Source organism: Pseudomonas sp. NPDC089569 (assembly GCF_050280625.1).
Classification (GTDB): domain Bacteria; phylum Pseudomonadota; class Gammaproteobacteria; order Pseudomonadales; family Pseudomonadaceae; genus Aquipseudomonas.
On sequence record NZ_JBNNVQ010000047.1, the window covers coordinates 25521 to 42810 of the forward strand.

Sequence of the window (17290 nt, forward strand, 5' to 3'; positions counted from 1 at the left end):
GCCGCCTTGACGTTGCCGAGCCTGCCATGAAACCTGTAATGCCCCACGCCCAACTCGACTGGGACGACCAAGGTCGCCCGTACTCGCGAGTGTTCGATGATGTCTACTTTTCCGATCAATCGGGGCTGGACGAAACCCGCTACGTGTTCATCGAACAAAACCGCCTGGCCGAGCGTTTCGCCGCATTGCCGGACAACGGTCGCCTGGTCATCGGCGAGACCGGTTTCGGTACGGGGCTGAACTTTCTGTGTGCCTGGCAGGTGTTCGAGCAGCACGCGACGGCGAGTGCGCGATTGCATTTTGTCAGTGTCGAGAAATACCCGCTCAGTCCTGCCGACCTGCAACGCGCCCTAGCGCTATGGCCCGAGCTCAAGGTGTTTGCCGATCAACTGCTGACGCAGTATGTAGCGATTCACCAGGGTTTTCAGCGCCTGACCCTGGCCGATGGCCGGGTGACACTGACCCTGCTGATCGGCGATGCCCTGGAACAGTTGCCGCAACTGGATGCACGAATCGATGCCTGGTTCCTCGATGGTTTTGCTCCGGCGAAAAACCCCGACATGTGGACCGCCGAATTGTTCGCCGAACTGGCACGATTGGCTGCCCCCGGCGCAACCATCAGCACCTTCACCAGTACCGGTTGGGTTCGACGCCTGCTCAATGCCGCCGGCTTCAAGATGAAACGCACGCCGGGTATCGGCCACAAATGGGAAATACTGCGCGGTGAATTCATCGCTTGGCCACAGGACGTTCCCGCCCCGGCGCCGGATAAACCCTGGTTCAGCCGACCTGCACCGCAAACCGGTGACCGCCGGGCGCTGGTGATCGGTGCCGGGCTTGCCGGTTGCGCCAGCGCTGCCAGTCTGGCGGCGCGGGGCTGGCAAGTGACCGTGCTGGAACGCCACAACGACATCGCCCAGGAAGCGTCGGGCAACCCCCAAGGCGTGCTTTACCTCAAGTTATCCGCCCACGGCACCACGTTATCGCAAATGATTGTCAGTGGTTTCGGTTACACCCGGCGCCTGCTCGAACGCTTGCAGCGCGGCATCGACTGGGACGCTTGCGGCGTTCTGCAGCTGGGTTTCAACACCCGGGAAGCCGAACGTCAGGTGCAGTTGGCTCAAGCCTTTCCGGAAGATCTGTTGCAGTTGCTCGATCAACCTCGAGCACAGGCACTGGCCGGTATCGGGCTGGCACAGGGTGGTCTGTACTTTCCGCAAGGTGGCTGGGTCCATCCGCCCGCCTTGTGTCGATGGCAGGCATCGCAACCCGGCATTCAACTGCTGACGCATCACCACGTGCTGGAACTGCGCAGGATCGAGGGTCAATGGCAGGCCTGGGACGCAGAACGTCTACTCGCCAGCGCACCGGTGGTGGTAGTGGCCGGCGCCGCCGAGATCCAGCAACTGGCGCAATGCGAGGGGCTGCCGCTCAAACGCATTCGTGGGCAAATCACCCGTCTGGCGCAAACCCCGCAAAGTCAGGCACTGAATATGGTGGTCTGCGCCGAAGGCTATGTCGCTCCCGCGCGCCTGGGTGAACACACCCTGGGTGCCAGTTTCGACTTCAAGAGCGATGACCTGACGCCGACCACGGCTGAACACCAGGGCAATCTGGCCATGCTCGAAGAAATCTCCCACGATCTGGTCACCCGTTTACAAGCCGACACGCTTGATCCGCAGAGCCTCCAGGGCCGCGCCGCGTTTCGCTGCACCAGCCCCGACTATTTGCCCATTGTCGGTCCCTTGGCCGACAACCAGGCCTTCGCTCAGGCTTTTGCAGCACTGGGCAAGGACGCAAGGCAGGTACCGGATATCGAATGCCCATGGCTCGATGGCCTGTACGTCAACAGCGGCCATGGCTCCCGGGGACTGATCACCGCGCCGCTGTCCGGTGAATTGCTCGCGGCCTGGCTCAATGACGAACCGCTGCCGATCCCCAGAAGCGTGGCCGAAGCCTGTCACCCCAACCGTTTTGCCTTGCGGCGCTTGATCCGGGGCAAATAGCCCCGGTCAATCAATCTTCCGGCATTGCACAGATACCCAGGTCGGCCACCCTGATTGCCGCTTCGGTCAAGCGTTCAAGCACCGCGTTTTCCGCGTCCTCTTTCGCAACCTTGATCGCATCGAGTTGCGTGAGATAGGAGCCGGAAGTGAGGCGGTCGGCCTGATCGAACACTGCGTCGATTTTGCTCGACCAGGTTTCATTGATTGAGTTGAACTGCCGTGGATACTGCCGCTTCAGGTAATCGCACCAGAACGGTTGCTGCGCCAGGAACGTGAGCAACGCAGGCGACAGTTCGGCGCGGGTGACTCTTGATTTCGCGGCTTCCAGAGCACTGGCCGTGACTCCACTCAACGATGCGTAACGCATATGCCTGGGTTGACCCGGCAACTGAAAGTGCTCGGCCAGCCCGGTTCGATAGGCCAGGTTCACTTCCAGTGGATCGACAGAAGGATGGTCCCTGACGTGTTCCCGGGCGATTCGATCCAGTTGATCCAGTCGAAACAATCCACGACCCAGCGTCAACAAGGCCCGCATGGGCGAACGGGCGTAAGTGGCAGGATGGCTCGCCTTGTCGACTTCAACCGCCACCTCCAGATGACTGAAATTCAGGGCTGCCGAATCCGTACAGTTGATCGGATTGGCCGCCAGTTCCAGTACCTGCTCGCGCAAGGCTGAATCGCCCTCGACCGCTTCGAGCACTTTCCACACACGGCGCGACATATCTTCCTGAACCTGCTCGGAATCGGCCGTGTGAATCAACTCCGACAACAGCCGAAACAACCCGTCCGACTGCGGGTCATCCTTGAGCGCAGTCCAGATCGCGCTGCGCCGGTCAAAGGTTTCGCCCACCTGCTCGGGCAACCAGAGTGCCCGTGCCGCTTGTTCGTTCAGACGTGTCATGTCGTCTTCGATATAGCCCATGCCGTTGCCCACGCTGTCGCGATACGTCTTCAATCGATCGCTGCTGGCACCCGACAAAGGATTGTGGCGCAGGTTGATCGTTTCGCTGAAACGTCGAGGGCTGGAAAACAGCCAATCGGGCAACTCCTTGATGTCGTTGTCCCGCAAGTCCACCCGGTCCAGATTGGGCAAGCGGGACAACCCCTTGGGCAGTTCCGTGGCTCGGGTTTCGCGAATGGAGAGATAGCGCAGGTCGAACATCCCACCGACGTCCAGCGTTGCACCCAGCGGGTTGTCATTGAGAATCAACACTTCCAGGTTGCGTAACCGGGACAGCTTGAGCAGGGTCTGCTCGGTCAGTTGCAACCGGTTGTTCGAAAGATTGAGCCGCTTCAAGGCGGGCATCAGTGAGATCACTTCCGGCAACAGGCCAATCTTGTTGCGTTCCAGTTCAAGTGACTCGATCTGCTTGAATGCCTTGAGAAAATACGCGACGTCATTGTCCAGCTCCATTTTCCCGAGCGAGAGCTGCTTTACATGATCGAACGTCAGGTCTGCCGGCAAAATCGGCAGCTTGCCGACCCGCATGCCATCCAGGCTCAACGAAGGCACACGCTTGCCCTGTTCGTTCGATGCAAGCGTAATGCGCCGCCAGCTGTCTTCGATCAGGTCAGCCACTTGCCGACGACTGTGTCGGGCCTCGGCCAGGTTTCCCCCGAGTGCCTTCAAGGCGCTTTCATCTTCACTCCAGCTTTCGAGAACCTGACGCAGTTGTTTCAGCTGCTGTTGCAACTGCCTGACCCGGTTCGCTCTGCTCAATGGGTCGTTGCCCAGGCCATCGAGAAGGCTTTTGGCCTCCGTTTCGGTCAATAGCGGATAAAGCCTCTTGATCTTGCGCATTAGCGCACGCGAATGAGTGAAGGCCCCTGCGGGTGAATCACTCTGGACACAGACGGGCTCTGCAACCGCTGTATCGAGTTGACCGGTAGCCAGTATCCGAACGGCATGTTCCGGCGTCTCCAGGGCGACATCCAACAATTTGCCACGCAGACGCGTACCGTCATTGGCTTGCGCTTGCGCGAACCCCATGTCGATTCGTTGTTGTGGCGGGATCGCTTTCAAAATGGCCACACACAGGCCGTCCGGTCCCGGTTGCGCCGGGCCAGACGATTGACCCTGCTCATCGAGCGCTGCGTACCCCTGGGGTGATTTGACGACTGTGCATTTGCGCTCCGGTAACTCGCCTCGCGCGCCTGCAGTCTCCAGCAGCCGGCCGTTGACGCTGGCTTCCCGTATTTCCAGACGAATGCTCAGGTTCCAGCCATGGAGACACGGCAGCAACTGCACCAGCAGTTTCTCGGTATCGGCATTGGCGATGTTCGGTATATGAAGCCCCAGCAGCGCCCGGTCGATACGCGCGGCACTTGTTGCTTCGCGCAACTGCTGCGCCAGCCGCATGGGCACACGACCGGTCGTTCGCAAATGCGCGCGCTCCAGACTGGTCGCCCGGGATATCAGATCCTGCGCCTGTCGGCTCGGCACATCGGCAAATACGCGTTGCACCTTCAACACATCGTCCGCCAGGCTTTGCTCAGCGTGCGAATACAGTTGATCGAACACAACCCGACGCTCTTTTTTCAGCGCAGCGCCCAGTTTCCTTGCCAGTAACGAACCCTCGCCTCCCTTGGCGGCCTTTCCCCCAAGCAGCTTCTCCACCTGTTGGGGGTACAGGCCATCGATGACCGTTTGCAGCAGCTCGCCTCGCGCCAACTGATCCTCGGTCACACGGACACTGAGTGCCTCGTCGGCCACTCGCGTCGGTGGGTAAGTCGCAGTGATTTTCAGCGCCTTGTCGATCACCTCGATGTAACGTCCGCTCGGCCAGCCGGGAAGCGTCGGCAACGTATGCAACTGCGTCAGGGCAAGTTCGGGCCCACCGGTTTCGCCGCGCGCCATGACAGCGATGAACTGGCGCAGTTGCTGATCCAGCCGGACCCGCTCGATCATGTCTTTCAAGCGCGCGGACAATGGCAAGCCCTCTGTACTTGAACGCTGCAATGGTTCGAGTGCAGTGCCCGTGACCCGCGCAATGAACTTCAGCGTCGCGTCATCGAAAGTGCTCAGTCGTGGATCGAGACGCCTGAGTGTGTAAGCCACGGATGTCCATTGTTCCGGCTGCTCGTGCAAGTGACGCCAGCCGCCTTCATGGCTGCGATTCAACGTGGGGCCGTAAGCATCGTTTCGTGCGGGATGCCTGATGCGCCATAGCTTCGAAACAGGCTCCCACTCAACCGCATAAGCAAGCTGGTCGATGTGAACACCAGGCTGATCGCCAAGCCAGACAATGCCCTGTTCGTCGGCAACGCTCCCTTGCCCGGCAGCGAGCGGCTGTTCGTAGCCCCTCAAGTCGGACTTCCAGAGACGTGGTTGGCCGCCCTTGTTGAAGATCGCGGCAAAGGCCTCGAAGAATTGCGGGTGCTGTCGAACGGTTCGACTGACCACGGAGCCCACCACTTTCTGCCCCGCCACCGCCGCCGCCATCAGCGCAATGTTCTGAGCAATGTCGATCAGGTGAGCCAAGGCTTCATCCTTGTCCCCCTGGCGCCAGTCCTCAACGCCCTCGTAGACCTCTCCAAGTAATTGTCCAACGGCCACACCCGTCATCAGTTGCCCGAGAACCGGCACGAAAAGCCCCGCCAGCGAGGCGACCGTGACACTGACCTCAAGGTACTTTTGCAGGCGCTCGCTGCGTACCTCTTCGTCGACATCGGCAGTGGGAACCGCCAGCGCTCGGGCATCTCTCTGCAACTTGCCGAGATGACTGTGCAACATGAAATCGAAGAGCGACACCTGGATGGATCGGGCCTTGATGAAACCCAGCTGACGGGTACTCGCAAAGGAGGTCATGAAGTCCACCTTGCTGTCTTCATCCAGGGTGTTGGCGAAGTAATTCTTGTAATCGCGCCCGTTCAACTTGAGCGTCAAATATTGTTTGAACGCGTTGAAAGTCGGGTACTCGTACAAGGGCCGATGCGGCTCACCAGGCATGTAGACCAGGCACCACTCATCAGGATGAAGTTGAACGGAGCGGGCCGAAAACACCACCACGCCCCAAATGCAGACCTCACCTATCTCAATGCTTTGCATGATCAACGGCCGGCCCTCGTAATGCAGGCTTTGCGGGCCGACGACGCCATTGGCATCAATCAGTCGTTGCAGCATCGATTGACCAGCGGGCCAGAGATTGCCCTTTAGCCCAGCCAGATGCAGATCCAGTTGCAACAAAAGCTTTTTCATCTGCCTGATATCCCGCGCCACGGGGTCGCTCACGATGACCGTACCGTTGTGGGTCTGCACACCAAAAACCTGCTCAAAATGCTCCTGATAAAGCCGGCCGAGATCCAGCTCTCGACAAAGGCTGGCGAATGCCACCGGCGTGAGGCCGACAACACCCTCGGGTGCGCTGGCTATGCGCACGACACTTTCTTCGGGGAAGCCGCCATCCTGGGTCTCATCCGCAGAGAAGTTCTGCATGGCGACCTCCAGCAAGCTACAGCCGCACTCCACACCCGGAATTTGCAGGTAATCGCCTTCGACGTTGAATGTGACCGGCCATTTTTTTGTCAGGGCATTGTCGAGATGCGTCATGCAGAATGCTTTCAGCGGCTGCAAACGCCCAAGCGTCGGCGCGAATCTTTCTCCACAGGTTTGAAGTTCGCTGGCGACCTGGTCCAGCGCCGCGAGGGAAGCGCTAGACGCCTTGAGTAGCCAGTCGGGCAGGGTTTCAAGCAGTACATCGGCTTTATCCAGATCGCCGGTGGCCTGCAGCAAGGCGATTCGAATCGCATCCTGACTCATGGGCATCGTGCTTTGAGTCGGTTCATGGATTGGCATTGGCAATGTCCTTATTGCGGTGTTTTGCCAATACCCTACCGAGCGGGAAAACGGATTAAAAACTCGATTTCCTGTCCGGTCGAAGTGCATTTCGAGCAGAAATCTTCATGCTTAAAACATCTATTTACCGCCACCGGTTTTGTCGCCAACGCTAATGGCGTCCCGCTCGTGAAAGGATCTTGAGGACGACATCCCGTCTCGCACTAGCCGCGAAACTGCTTTGGTCGTAGCATCGCGCCATTGCTTACCCGAGGTGCCCATGCTGATTCCCCACGACATGCTTGAAGTCGACACCCTGACCCGCCTGATCGAAGATTTCGTGACCCGCGACGGCACCGACAACGGCGATGAGACACCGCTGGAAACCCGTGTATTGCGGGTACGCCAGGCCTTGATCAAGGGGCAGGCCCTGATTGTCTTCGACCCGGAAAGCGAGCAATGCCAATTGATGCTCAAGCATGACGTGCCCAAACATCTATTCGACTGATTTTTTCTCCAGGGCGCGTTTGCGCAGGATGCGCGCATAGATTTCTTCGCGGTGCACTTTGACGCTTTTCGGCGCTTCGATGCCGAATCGAATGTTATTGCCGTTGATGGCAACGACGCGTATGGAGATGGTGTCTCCGATGGAAATCAATTCGCCGACAACACGACTGAGTACAAGCATGGCCTTCGTCCTTCAGGATTAGCGAATCCTGAAGATGCCCGCCCAGGGAAGGCCCTTCAAGGCAGCGGCGGCAATCGGGAACGAACTGACAGTCAGCGGCCAATACCGCTGACGGAAACGTCTGATAGGACGCTGGCGTGAAGGCGTGATCCGTCAGGGCGCGGTAAAGCGCGGACCGAACAGAATGACGCTCGCCCCGATCACGCACAGCGCCACGCCGATCCAGTCGGAACCCAGCGGGCGAATCCGTTCGACCACCGCCAGCCAGGCAATCGATGCAATGATGTAGATACCGCCATAAGCGGCGTAGGCGCGACCGGCGTAGGCGGCTTCGATGCGGGTCAGCAACAGCGCGAACAGGGTCAGGCTGAGCAGCGCCGGCAGTACCCACCAGGCGCTCTTGCCCTGGCGCAACCACATCCAGAACGCAAAGCAGCCGGCGATTTCAAACAGCGCGGCGAGAAAAAACCACAAGTAGTTGAGCATGCGAATGTCTCGCGAGGATGGTCGATGGCGGCCACCCTAGCGAGGCTGTCGTTCGGCGGCAAGTTCAGCCAGCGGACTGCTTGGCCTTGGCGCGCATCTTGTCGGCCATGACGGTCATTTCGTTGTAGAGCAACTGCGGGTTCTTCTGCTTGAGCGCCCAGGCCATTCGGCCCTGCTCGTGGGGCAGAATCATGAATTGGCCGGCGGCGACCTGCTGATAGATGTAGTCGGCAATGTCGGCAGCGCTGATCGGCGAACTCTCCAGCAGCTTGCCCACCTGGGCCTTCATGGCCGGGGTCGGGCCGCGGAACGAATCCAGCAGATTGGTCTGGAAGAATGACGGACAGACCACGTGCACACCGATTTCCTGATGCGCCAGCTCGATCAGCAGGCTTTCGGACAACGCCACCACGCCGGCCTTGGCCACGTTGTAGTTGCTCATCGCGGGGCCTTGCATCAATGCCGCCATCGAGGCGATGTTGATGATCTTGCCCTTGCTCTGTTCCAGCAACGGCAGGAACGCCTTGCAACCTTTTACTACCCCCATCAGGTTGATCGCAATCTGCCAGTCCCAGTCCTCCAGGGACAGTTCACTGAAGAACCCGCCGGACGCCACGCCCGCGTTGTTGACGATGATATCGATACCGCCAAGCTTCACCTCACAGGCTTGGGCAAAGGCAGTCAACTGGCTGTAATCGCGTACGTCGCAACGCTGGACAAAACCATCGCCGCCGGCTTCGCGCACCATTTTCAGGGTTTCCTGCAGGCCAGGCTCGCTGACGTCCGACAGGGCCAGTTGCCAGCCTTCGCGCGCCCAACGCAGCGCGATTTCGCGCCCCAGGCCGGAGCCCGCACCAGTGATCATCATGCGATTTTGCATAGCAAACAGCCTTGTTGTTCCGGGGGAAGTTGCAGCGAGTGTAGCGAAGGATATTGCCCGACCCACGCTCCATCAGATTGCTGAATGGCCCGAGCAAACCGCACAAATGTCACTCGCAACGACTACCGGTTCAAACGGAAGGGTTTGCAGTGCAAAAAACATTGAAAAAAAAACGGAATTTTCTTTGCGACAAGGCAGTCGGAAATTTTAAGCAGCAAGTATTCACTGCGCTCCGCAACTAGGTCGTTCCTGAACTCTTACAGCAAGGAAACAGACATGGGCACAATACTTCTGATCATTCTGATCCTGTTACTGATTGGCGGTTTACCGGTCTTCCCGCACTCCAGAAGTTGGGGTTATGGTCCGTCCGGCATTATCGGCGTGGTGCTGGTGGTGATACTGATCCTGGTATTGCTTGGCCGAATATGACATTCGACACATAAAAAAAGAGGCCCTTTTGCAAGGGCCTCTTTTGTATTGCGTCAGCGTTTAATCCGGCTTGCTTTCGACGACACCGGCGGTGTTATCGAGCAGGCTCTTGGTCGCTGTTTGCAGGAACGCTTCGAGCTTGGTTTTCAGCTCGGCGGTGCGGGGTGCATCCGGCACCACATCAGCGTGCGGATTGGTGCCCAGTTCATACTGGTACACCTTCGGCTGCATGTCCTTGTCCTTTGGCAGTACCAGAATCTGGTCGCCGGTCACGATGGCCGTGGTCTGTTCGCTGCCCGATGGCTTGATCACGCCAAACCCGGCATCGCCTTCAGGCAGGTTGAGCAGGTCGCGTCCCCAGCACTGATGACGGACTTCGCCGCCCAGACGGCCCATGATGGTCGGTACGATGTCGATCTGTGTGCCCACGGTGTGGTCACGCTGGCCGAATTTTTCCTGAATGCCCGGTGCGATCATCAGCATCGGCACGTTGAAACGCCCCAGGTCCATTTCGGTAATCTGACGCTCGTTGCCGAAACCGTGGTCGCCGACGATGACAAACAGGGTTTCCTTGAAGTACGGCTCCTTGCGCGCCTGTTCGAAGAACTGCCCCAGCGCCCAGTCTGCGTAACGCATGGCCGTCAGGTGTTCGTTCAGGCTGCCCCGATCCGTCACGCGCTCGACCGGCAATGGCGTCGGCAAGGCATACGGTGTGTGGTTGGACAGGGTTTGCAGCAAGGCATAGAACGGTTTCTTGTCCTTGCCGTCCCGGGCTTTGAGTTCTTCCAGGCCACGATTGAACATGTCCTGGTCGGACACGCCCCAGGTAGGGTCGGAGAACACCGGGTTGACGAAGTCGTTACGGCCGACGAAGTTGGTCATGCCCTGGTTGCTGAAGAAGCCCGACTGGTTGTCCCAGGCGAAATCGCCGTTGTAGACATAGACGTCGTCATATTGACGGGCACTGAGCAACTGCGGCAGGCCCGACAGCTTGTGGCTGCCTTCCGGTGTCTGCATCAGGTATTCGAAACCCGGCAGGTTCGGAAAGCAGGACATGGTGGCGAACATGCCCTGGTGGGTGTGGGTGCCGTTGGAGAAGAAGCGGTCGAACAGCAGGCCTTCCTTCGACAGTTTATCGAGGTACGGCGTGATGTTACCCGGTGCGCCCAGCGCGCCCACCGAGTGACCGGCCATGCTTTCCATCAGGATGACAACGACGTTCTTGATCGGCAGGGTCTTGTCCGCCGGTGGCGTGTAATCGCGGCGTATGGCTGCGATGTCGGTGTCCACCAGTTTTTCGTCCTTCATCACCAGCATGTCGCGCACGGTTTGCTGCGCCATCGGTTGCGGCAATGTGGCTTTCCAGATGTTGTCGCGATCTTCGGACATCCGGCTCTTCGCCGCCGCCGCCAGAGACAGGGCGCCATTGAGGCCCAATTGGTTGGCGAAGTTGGAGTTGGTGGTGTAGACATCACCCCAACGCATCGGCGGGCCCTGGCGCAATGTGCCGCGAGCCGCAACGACGAAAACCAGCAGGCAAACAACGAATACAACGGCACGCGTGTACCAGGGTGCAACCTGCCGGGTACTGATGTTGCCGCCACTGAAGGGACCACGGGGACGAGTGGCGCGATCAGCGCCCTTGAACGCCAGGCTGAGGATCCAGGTGCCCACGGCCCAGGCCAACAGGTAGCGAACCACCGGGAAACCGTACCAGAGCATGCTCATCACGGTTTTCGGATCTTCCTTCACGTACTGGAATACCAGACCGTTCAGCCGCTGATGGAATTCGCGGTAGAAGTCCATTTCCATGAGCCCCAGAAACAGCGCGATGCTGGAGGTCACTGTCAGCCAGAAACGGAAAACGCCGCGAGCCGCCATGGCCCTTGCACTGAGCAGGGCCAGCACCAGCGGAACGCAGATATACACCACCAGGCGCAGGTCGAAACGCAGGCCGTTGGCGAACGCTTCGAGGAAGGTCGAAGCCGGCGTATCAAGGATCATTTCGCGGTTGTAGACCAGCAGCGCGAGGCGCAGCGCGGATAACATCACCATCATCACCAAAGCGCACAGCAGCGTGTACGCCAGATGCGATTTGACGGTGGGTTGCAGCAGGCGATTCGAGGCTCGCTGCTGGTTCAGGGCGTCCGGGATTGCCATGTCGTTTTAGGACCCATTGGAAGTTGAAGTTTCAAATATGGAGCTGCGCCCTGCCCTCTTTTGGCCGGTGTCCGACCCTGGGGGTTTGCGCGGTGCGCAAATGTTGCACGATCAACCGCGTCATTGCCATTGATTACTGTTCGGCCATATCACGCGGGCGAATTGTCTTGGAGGCGCTGTGAAAATTTCGTACAACGCATATTCGGATACAAATTAAAGCCTGAGCCTCTGTGTAAAAACACAAACGCCCCGAACCGGTCGGGGCGTTGCTGCAACGCTTCGATCAAGGCCTCTCGGCGCGTGCCTTGAGGTTTTTCAGGGTATTGAACGGCGCATCGACCACAAACTTGTTGGCAACCATCGACGGCACGCTGCCGCCAGGCTCGGTGTGTACCTGGTAGGTCACTTCGACCTGATCACCCTTGGGAACAAACTTCCAGAAGCCATCGACCCTGGCGACCCGCACAAAGCCTTTTTCTTCGGGCAGATACTTGGGCACGCCTTCGAGCTTGCGAGTCAGGCTGCCGTCGGCGCCTTCGATGGTGGTCACGTGCAACACCGAATCACGCGGCGTGACCGGCCAGGGCGTATTGAACTGAGTGTAGGTCCAGCTCTGATCGCCTTCGTGCTTGAGCAGCTTCTGAGTCTTGCATTCGTGAATCCAGGCGCAGGCACCGGCCACATCCTCTTGCAGCGCCCGCAACTTGGCCACCGTGGTTTTCATCAGGGTGACGCCCTGGTAGGCCTTGTAGTCGGAACCGGCCACTTCACTCAGGGACACCTTGATGCCGTCTTCATTCCTGGCGACTTTCCACTCTTCGGCCTGGGCAGCCGAAGTGGCCAATACCGCCGTCAAACCACACAACACAGCCAAACGATGCAGCGAACCCATAATCTTATTCCTTATTGTTTAAGTTCCGTTCGTTGAACACATCACGCGGCGGTCATTTGCTCCCACCAGCCCAGCAGCCGGATCGCTTCTTCATTGCTGCTTCCGCAGACTTCGGGATCGGCCTGGAATCCCGAACACACAGCCGGGCGCTCCGGTTGGCCGAAAATATTGCACAGATTGTCGGCTGACAGTTGCACGCAGCGTTCCCCGGCGGCCTTGCCATTGGGCATTCCGGGAATGGGAGAACTGATGGATGGGGCAATGCAGCAGGCGCCACAGCCTTCACGGCATTTCATGACGACGAGCTCCTCGCGACAGACAATGTGTTTAAGGACGGGCACAGAGTACCCGTTAAAACGGTTGTTTTAAATTGCTGGCCAGCGGGTTTTTGCCCGCAATCGGGTGTGACCGGGCAGTCTCCGACAAAGTGTCCGGTTTGCGACTCACGGATTGCCTCGATTTACTGCTTGAATTCGAAATCCAGGGCCGCGCCTTCGACTTCCCGACGCTCTTCATTACGCAATTGCAGCTGCATTTCGTTGTTGAGCAGGCGGCCGTTGAGCTGGAAGGGACTGTTCTTGTCGCCGAACATTTGCGGCAACACCGGATCGTGCTTGGGCAATGGTACGGTACCCACCGGCTTCAACTCCTGGACCATGTCCCTGGGCAATCGCAGATCCAGGCTGGCGGAAGGAAGTTCGGTTTTCACCACTTCACTGGCCGGTTTCGATTTGGACGCAATCGGCGCACGTTTTTTCTCCACGACGGCTTTCTTTTTGACCGGCGCAGTCTTTTTTGCGGGTGTATTTTTTTTCACAGGGGTGCTTGCTGCCGGTTTTTCCTGAGGGGAAGCAGCTAAAACGGATACCGGCTGAACGCTGATCAGCAGGCAGATCAACAGCCAGGCGGCAGGAAAAATCGGTTTCATGGATCCAACGGCGCACAACGCGCAAGCGACAGAGGGTGCCTATGCTCGCTTGTTGCAGGCGCCATGACAAGCTTGGGCAGAAACAACCTGCCCGACGTTCAGAAACCGCCGGCCATCTCCTGGCATAGCTGGGTTGCCAGCATGCCCAGGGTCATCAATGCACGCTCGGCTTCCCGGTTCCAGGGGGTGCCGCAATTGAGCCGGATACAGTGATTGAATTGCTCGGTGTTACTAAAAATGAGCCCCGGCGCGATGCTGATGCCCTGTTGCAGTGCACGGACATGCAGCTCCTGGGTATTGACCCGCCCGGGCAGGCTCACCCACAGAATGAAGCCGCCTGTGGGCCGGGTCATTTGCGTGCCTTCGGGAAAATACTGCTGCACGGCCAACTGAAAGGCGCTGAGGTTCTTGCGGTACTCCTGGCGGATGAAGCGCAGATGCCGGTCGTAACCGCCATTTTCCAGATAGGCGGCAATGGCCATTTGCGTGACGCTGCAGGCCGAATGCGTGCTGAACGTCTGCAAACGCTGGATTTCCTGCTGGTACTTGCCCGCAATCATCCAACCGATACGTACCCCCGGCGACAGGGTCTTGGAAAAGCTTGAGCAATAGATCACCCGGTCCAACCGGTCATAGGCCTTGAGCGCCTTGGTGCGCCCCTGCTCGAACATCAGCTCACCGTAGATATCGTCCTCGACAACCTGAATATCGAAATCCGACGCCAGGCGCAGCAGTTGTTTCTGCCGCTCTTCGGGCATGGTGCCACCCAACGGGTTGCTCAGACGCGTGGTCAGCACCAATGCCTTGATCGACCACTGGTTGGCCGCCAGCTGCAGCGCTTCCAGGCTCATACCGGTGGAGGGGTCGCTGGGGATCTCGATGACCTTCAGCCCCAGCAAATCGGCCAATTGCAGCAAACCATAGTAGGTCGGCGACTCGGCGGCGATCAGATCACCTGGGCGGGTCAATACCCTCAGGGACATCTGCAAGGCATCCACACAGCCGTGGGTGATCACCACTTCCGACGGATCGACCACCACGCCGGCATCCCGCATGCGAATCGCCACCTGTCGACGCAACGGTTCGAAACCGGGGCTGAACATGTAGCTGAAGGCACGGGGACTATGGAAACGGGTGACTTTGGCCAGTTGCTGATGCAACGCCCGCACCGGCAGATAATCGACGCTCGGTACCGCGGCCCCCAGGGGGAAAACACCTTCGCGACGGGACTCGACCAACACTTGTTGAATAATGCTGCTGCGGGTAACCAGGCCAGGACGCTCGACCCGCGCGATGTCGGGCGTCGGAGCGGTCAGGGCCGGTGTCTGGTGCACGTAATATCCCGACTGCGGCCGGGCACGGATCAGCCCCTGATCTTCAAGGTTGGCGTAAGCCTGCAGCACCGTGGCATGACTGACATTGAGCTGCGAACTCATCTTGCGCACCGAAGGCACGCGCTCGCCCGGCTGATAGACGCCACGGCGGATGTCTTCGGCCAGTTGCTGAGCAATACGTTGGTAGAGCAAGAGATTGGTCATGACGCAGCACTCGATTTCACGGGCATTTTATTCTTGTGGGAAACGATACCGGAACAGTTTAGAAGTGTACTGGGACAGTTGCCACAATAGTCGACCATACAGTGCAGTGTCAGCAAAATCTGTACTGTTTTGTTAACTGTTTGGCAGGCGTAAAAAAACCCGGCGCTGCATGGCAGGCCGGGTTTTTCGCTCACGCCCCCTCAGCGGGCGGCGCCGAGCTGACCCTTTTCGTCGGAGAACACAATTTCCACCCGGCGGTTCTGCGCACGTCCCCGTTCGGAAGCGTTGGCGTCTACCGGGTATTCGTCGCCGTACCCCTGCACCTCGATGCGTTTGTCATCGATGCCCAGGTCCATCAGCGCGTCCGCCACCGATTGCGCACGGTCACGGGACAGCTTGAGGTTTTCCTGCTTGCCACCGGTACTGTCGGCATAGCCTTCGATACGCACCACGCGTTTGGGGTTGAGCTGCAGGAACTGCACGATCTTGAGCACCACGCGGTTAGCCGAGTTGTTCAGCTCCGCTTCACCGGTATCAAACAGCACATCCCCCAGCGTCAGGACCAGGCCACGGTCAGTCTGGGTGGTGGCCGTGGCGATGATCTGCTCCTCCAGCCACTTGCCCTGCTGCTGCACACTGAGCAGTTTGGATTCACGCAAGGCCAACTGCAGGCGCTGGCGCTCCAGTTCAAGCTTCGCCGCGCGCTCTTCATTGAGTACCAGATTGGTATGTTCCCGGGCGATTTCACTGTAGCGCTGACTCAGATAAGCGTAATGCGCCACATCCCAACCGCTACCCCAGTAGCTGGACAATCGGTCCGCACGTGCCAGCGATTCGCCCGCACGAATCACGTCTTTGGGGGCGATACGCAGCACGTTGGAGTCTTCCTTGACCTTCTGGAAGTCGGCACTGGCCTGTTGCAGCGCCACTTCGCCGCGCTGACCGGCACAACCGTAAAGACTCGCGCAACCCGCCAGTATCAAGCCGCCGATGACTTTGGACCTGTAGTTCATTGGGCATCTCCCAGTTGCTTGCGCAGACGGGCGATGCGGGTATTGAGTACGTCCAGCTGCTCCTCGCTCTTCTGGGTCAGGACCCGAGCCTCGGCCAGACGCGCATCAAGCTCGGCCTGTTCGGCCCGAGTGCGGGCGTTCTTGTATGACTGGTCGGCCATGCTGCCCTTGGCGCGATTGTATTTCTCTTCAGCCAGTTTCATTTCCGGCACATCGTCGGCAGTGGCGCCAACAGCCTTGGCTTGTTCCAGCGCCTGAGCGGTCAGGCGCATTTGTTCATTCGGCGCCGGATCGGCTGCACACCCCGCCAGAGCCAGAACGGCCAGGGCAGCGAAAAGAGGTCGAATACTCACTAAAAATCCCTACTGTTTTGGGGCGCTGACAGGTTGTTTCTGCGGTTGAGACAGTTGTGCGTTCCAACGCTCGACATTGCGCAGCAAAACGGTCTCCGTCAGTCCGGAGGCGGGCAATTCTGTCATCTTTTTGGCCAACTGTCCGCGCAACCAGGGATCGTTGCAGGCCGAGTTGTGAGAAATCGCCAGAAACAGTCCCGGCCTGTCGACCGGTTGAGCCCTCGGCACAAGATCATTGGACATGCCCAGTGTCCTGGCCATTGCCATGCCCGAATATCGAGCGGCCAGGACATACTCCACCTCGCCCAGCAGCAACTTCTGCAAAGCCTGGGTCAGGTTGGGCGTATGGGTGAGCGTCAACTGCTGCTCGGCGTAGGTGCCGAATGCCGAGGTCAACCGGGACTTTTCCGACAAGGCGCCAGGATGGCCGTGCAGATCCTGCACCTCGTTGTAGACCAGTGACGAGTCCTTGCGGGTCCAGACCAGATAGTCATTCTCCAGCATCGGCGGATGAATGTAGTCCAGAGATTCCAGATCACTGACAGTCAAGACAGCGTCGGCAAGCATGTCCATGCGTCCACTGCGCACTTCTTCCAGCGCCTGGGAGCGTTTGCCGGCATAAAGCAGTTCGACCTTGATGCCCAACTCCCCCGCCACCTGCTGCAACAAATCGGCGCTGGCGCCGATCAAATGCCTGGGGTTTTGCGGGTCTTGCCACAGAAAGGGTGGCGCATCCGGACTGCCGGTCACCACCAGGCGCTCGCACTTGCCTGCTGCAAACGACAGTGCTGGCAATAGCGCCAGTCCCAGAAAACTCCACGCAAGACGCAGCTCCATGGCAATGCGCTCCTCAAGCTCGGTTGGGTCTTTTACCTGTAGGAGCGAGCATGCTCGCGAAAAACCATTGGACGCCGCGGGGTGTCAGCATGCCAGCGTCATCGTTGGCGTTCATCGCGAGCTTGCTCGCTCCTACAGGAAAAAAAGCAAAAAATCCGATCGGATGGTTAGCCTCTAACTGTAGGAGCGAGCATGCTCGCGAAAAAACACTAGGCACCGCGGGGTGTCAGGCGGCCAGCGTCATCGTTGGCGTCCATCGCGAGCTTGCTCGCTCCTACAGGAAAAAAAGCAAAAAATCCGGCCGGA

General features: G+C 58.9%; 16 protein-coding genes. 4 read left to right on the forward strand and 12 right to left on the reverse strand.

What is annotated here, in order from left to right; genetic code table 11:
- Positions 1–26 precede the first annotated feature (26 nt).
- On the forward strand, positions 27–2006 hold the full coding sequence (gene mnmC / locus ACQKP2_RS18615) for a bifunctional tRNA (5-methylaminomethyl-2-thiouridine)(34)-methyltransferase MnmD/FAD-dependent 5-carboxymethylaminomethyl-2-thiouridine(34) oxidoreductase MnmC (protein ID WP_427578490.1): 1980 nt from the start codon (positions 27–29) through the stop codon (positions 2004–2006).
- Positions 2007–2016: 10 nt separating this feature from the next.
- Here the strand turns inward: mnmC and ACQKP2_RS18620 are convergent, their stop codons facing one another.
- Positions 2017–6801 (reverse strand): NEL-type E3 ubiquitin ligase domain-containing protein, encoded by a 4785-nt coding sequence (locus ACQKP2_RS18620; protein WP_427578491.1) that lies wholly within the window; start codon positions 6799–6801, stop codon positions 2017–2019.
- A gap of 259 nt (positions 6802–7060) precedes the next feature.
- Here ACQKP2_RS18620 and ACQKP2_RS18625 point away from each other — a divergent pair, with 259 nt between their 5' ends.
- Positions 7061–7288, forward strand: coding sequence for a YheU family protein (locus ACQKP2_RS18625; protein WP_427578493.1), 228 nt, complete (start codon positions 7061–7063; stop codon positions 7286–7288).
- Here the strand turns inward: ACQKP2_RS18625 and csrA are convergent.
- The 3 genes from csrA to ACQKP2_RS18640 form a co-directional block, all read right to left on the reverse strand.
- Positions 7277–7468 carry a carbon storage regulator CsrA gene (csrA, locus tag ACQKP2_RS18630; protein WP_427578494.1) on the reverse strand — a complete coding sequence of 64 codons (192 nt, stop codon included), beginning with the start codon at positions 7466–7468 and terminating at the stop codon, positions 7277–7279. The genes ACQKP2_RS18625 and csrA overlap by 12 nt on opposite strands.
- A gap of 153 nt (positions 7469–7621) precedes the next feature.
- Positions 7622–7954 (reverse strand): YnfA family protein, encoded by a 333-nt coding sequence (locus ACQKP2_RS18635; RefSeq protein WP_427578495.1) that lies wholly within the window; start codon positions 7952–7954, stop codon positions 7622–7624.
- A gap of 64 nt (positions 7955–8018) precedes the next feature.
- The gene (locus tag ACQKP2_RS18640) at positions 8019–8834 is read right to left on the reverse strand and encodes an SDR family oxidoreductase (RefSeq protein WP_427578497.1); all 816 of its coding nucleotides are present in this window, start codon (positions 8832–8834) and stop codon (positions 8019–8021) included.
- Between the two features lie 276 nt (positions 8835–9110).
- Here ACQKP2_RS18640 and ACQKP2_RS18645 point away from each other — a divergent pair, with 276 nt between their 5' ends.
- Positions 9111–9263 carry a DUF3309 family protein gene (locus ACQKP2_RS18645; protein WP_427578498.1) on the forward strand — a complete coding sequence of 51 codons (153 nt, stop codon included), beginning with the start codon at positions 9111–9113 and terminating at the stop codon, positions 9261–9263.
- Positions 9264–9323: 60 nt separating this feature from the next.
- On the opposite strand, the gene ACQKP2_RS18650 is transcribed toward ACQKP2_RS18645, so the two are convergent.
- From ACQKP2_RS18650 to ACQKP2_RS18685, 8 genes are all read right to left on the reverse strand, one after another.
- The gene (locus tag ACQKP2_RS18650) at positions 9324–11423 is read right to left on the reverse strand and encodes an LTA synthase family protein (protein ID WP_427578499.1); all 2100 of its coding nucleotides are present in this window, start codon (positions 11421–11423) and stop codon (positions 9324–9326) included.
- A gap of 283 nt (positions 11424–11706) precedes the next feature.
- On the reverse strand, positions 11707–12315 hold the full coding sequence (locus tag ACQKP2_RS18655) for an START domain-containing protein (RefSeq protein ID WP_427578501.1): 609 nt from the start codon (positions 12313–12315) through the stop codon (positions 11707–11709).
- Between the two features lie 41 nt (positions 12316–12356).
- The gene (locus tag ACQKP2_RS18660; protein WP_427578502.1) at positions 12357–12611 is read right to left on the reverse strand and encodes a YkgJ family cysteine cluster protein; all 255 of its coding nucleotides are present in this window, start codon (positions 12609–12611) and stop codon (positions 12357–12359) included.
- Positions 12612–12775: 164 nt separating this feature from the next.
- A complete protein-coding gene (locus ACQKP2_RS18665; protein ID WP_427578503.1) occupies positions 12776–13243 on the reverse strand; it encodes a translation initiation factor 2 in 468 nt (155 codons plus the stop codon).
- A 98-nt stretch (positions 13244–13341) separates the two neighbouring features.
- A complete protein-coding gene (locus ACQKP2_RS18670; RefSeq protein ID WP_427578504.1) occupies positions 13342–14781 on the reverse strand; it encodes a PLP-dependent aminotransferase family protein in 1440 nt (479 codons plus the stop codon).
- Positions 14782–14981: 200 nt separating this feature from the next.
- Complete coding sequence (locus ACQKP2_RS18675; protein WP_427578505.1) at positions 14982–15794, reverse strand: OmpA family protein; 813 nt, start codon at positions 15792–15794, stop codon at positions 14982–14984.
- Positions 15791–16147, reverse strand: coding sequence for a DUF4398 domain-containing protein (locus tag ACQKP2_RS18680; protein WP_427578507.1), 357 nt, complete (start codon positions 16145–16147; stop codon positions 15791–15793). The genes ACQKP2_RS18675 and ACQKP2_RS18680 overlap by 4 nt, the downstream gene beginning before the upstream one ends.
- Before the next feature lie 9 nt (positions 16148–16156).
- Positions 16157–16984, reverse strand: a complete 828-nt coding sequence (locus tag ACQKP2_RS18685; protein ID WP_427578508.1) for a substrate-binding periplasmic protein — start codon at positions 16982–16984, stop codon at positions 16157–16159.
- Between the two features lie 50 nt (positions 16985–17034).
- On the opposite strand from ACQKP2_RS18685, the gene ACQKP2_RS18690 reads away from it, so the two are divergent.
- On the forward strand, positions 17035–17290 hold a 256-nt coding region (locus tag ACQKP2_RS18690; protein ID WP_427578509.1), incomplete at its 3' end, for a hypothetical protein.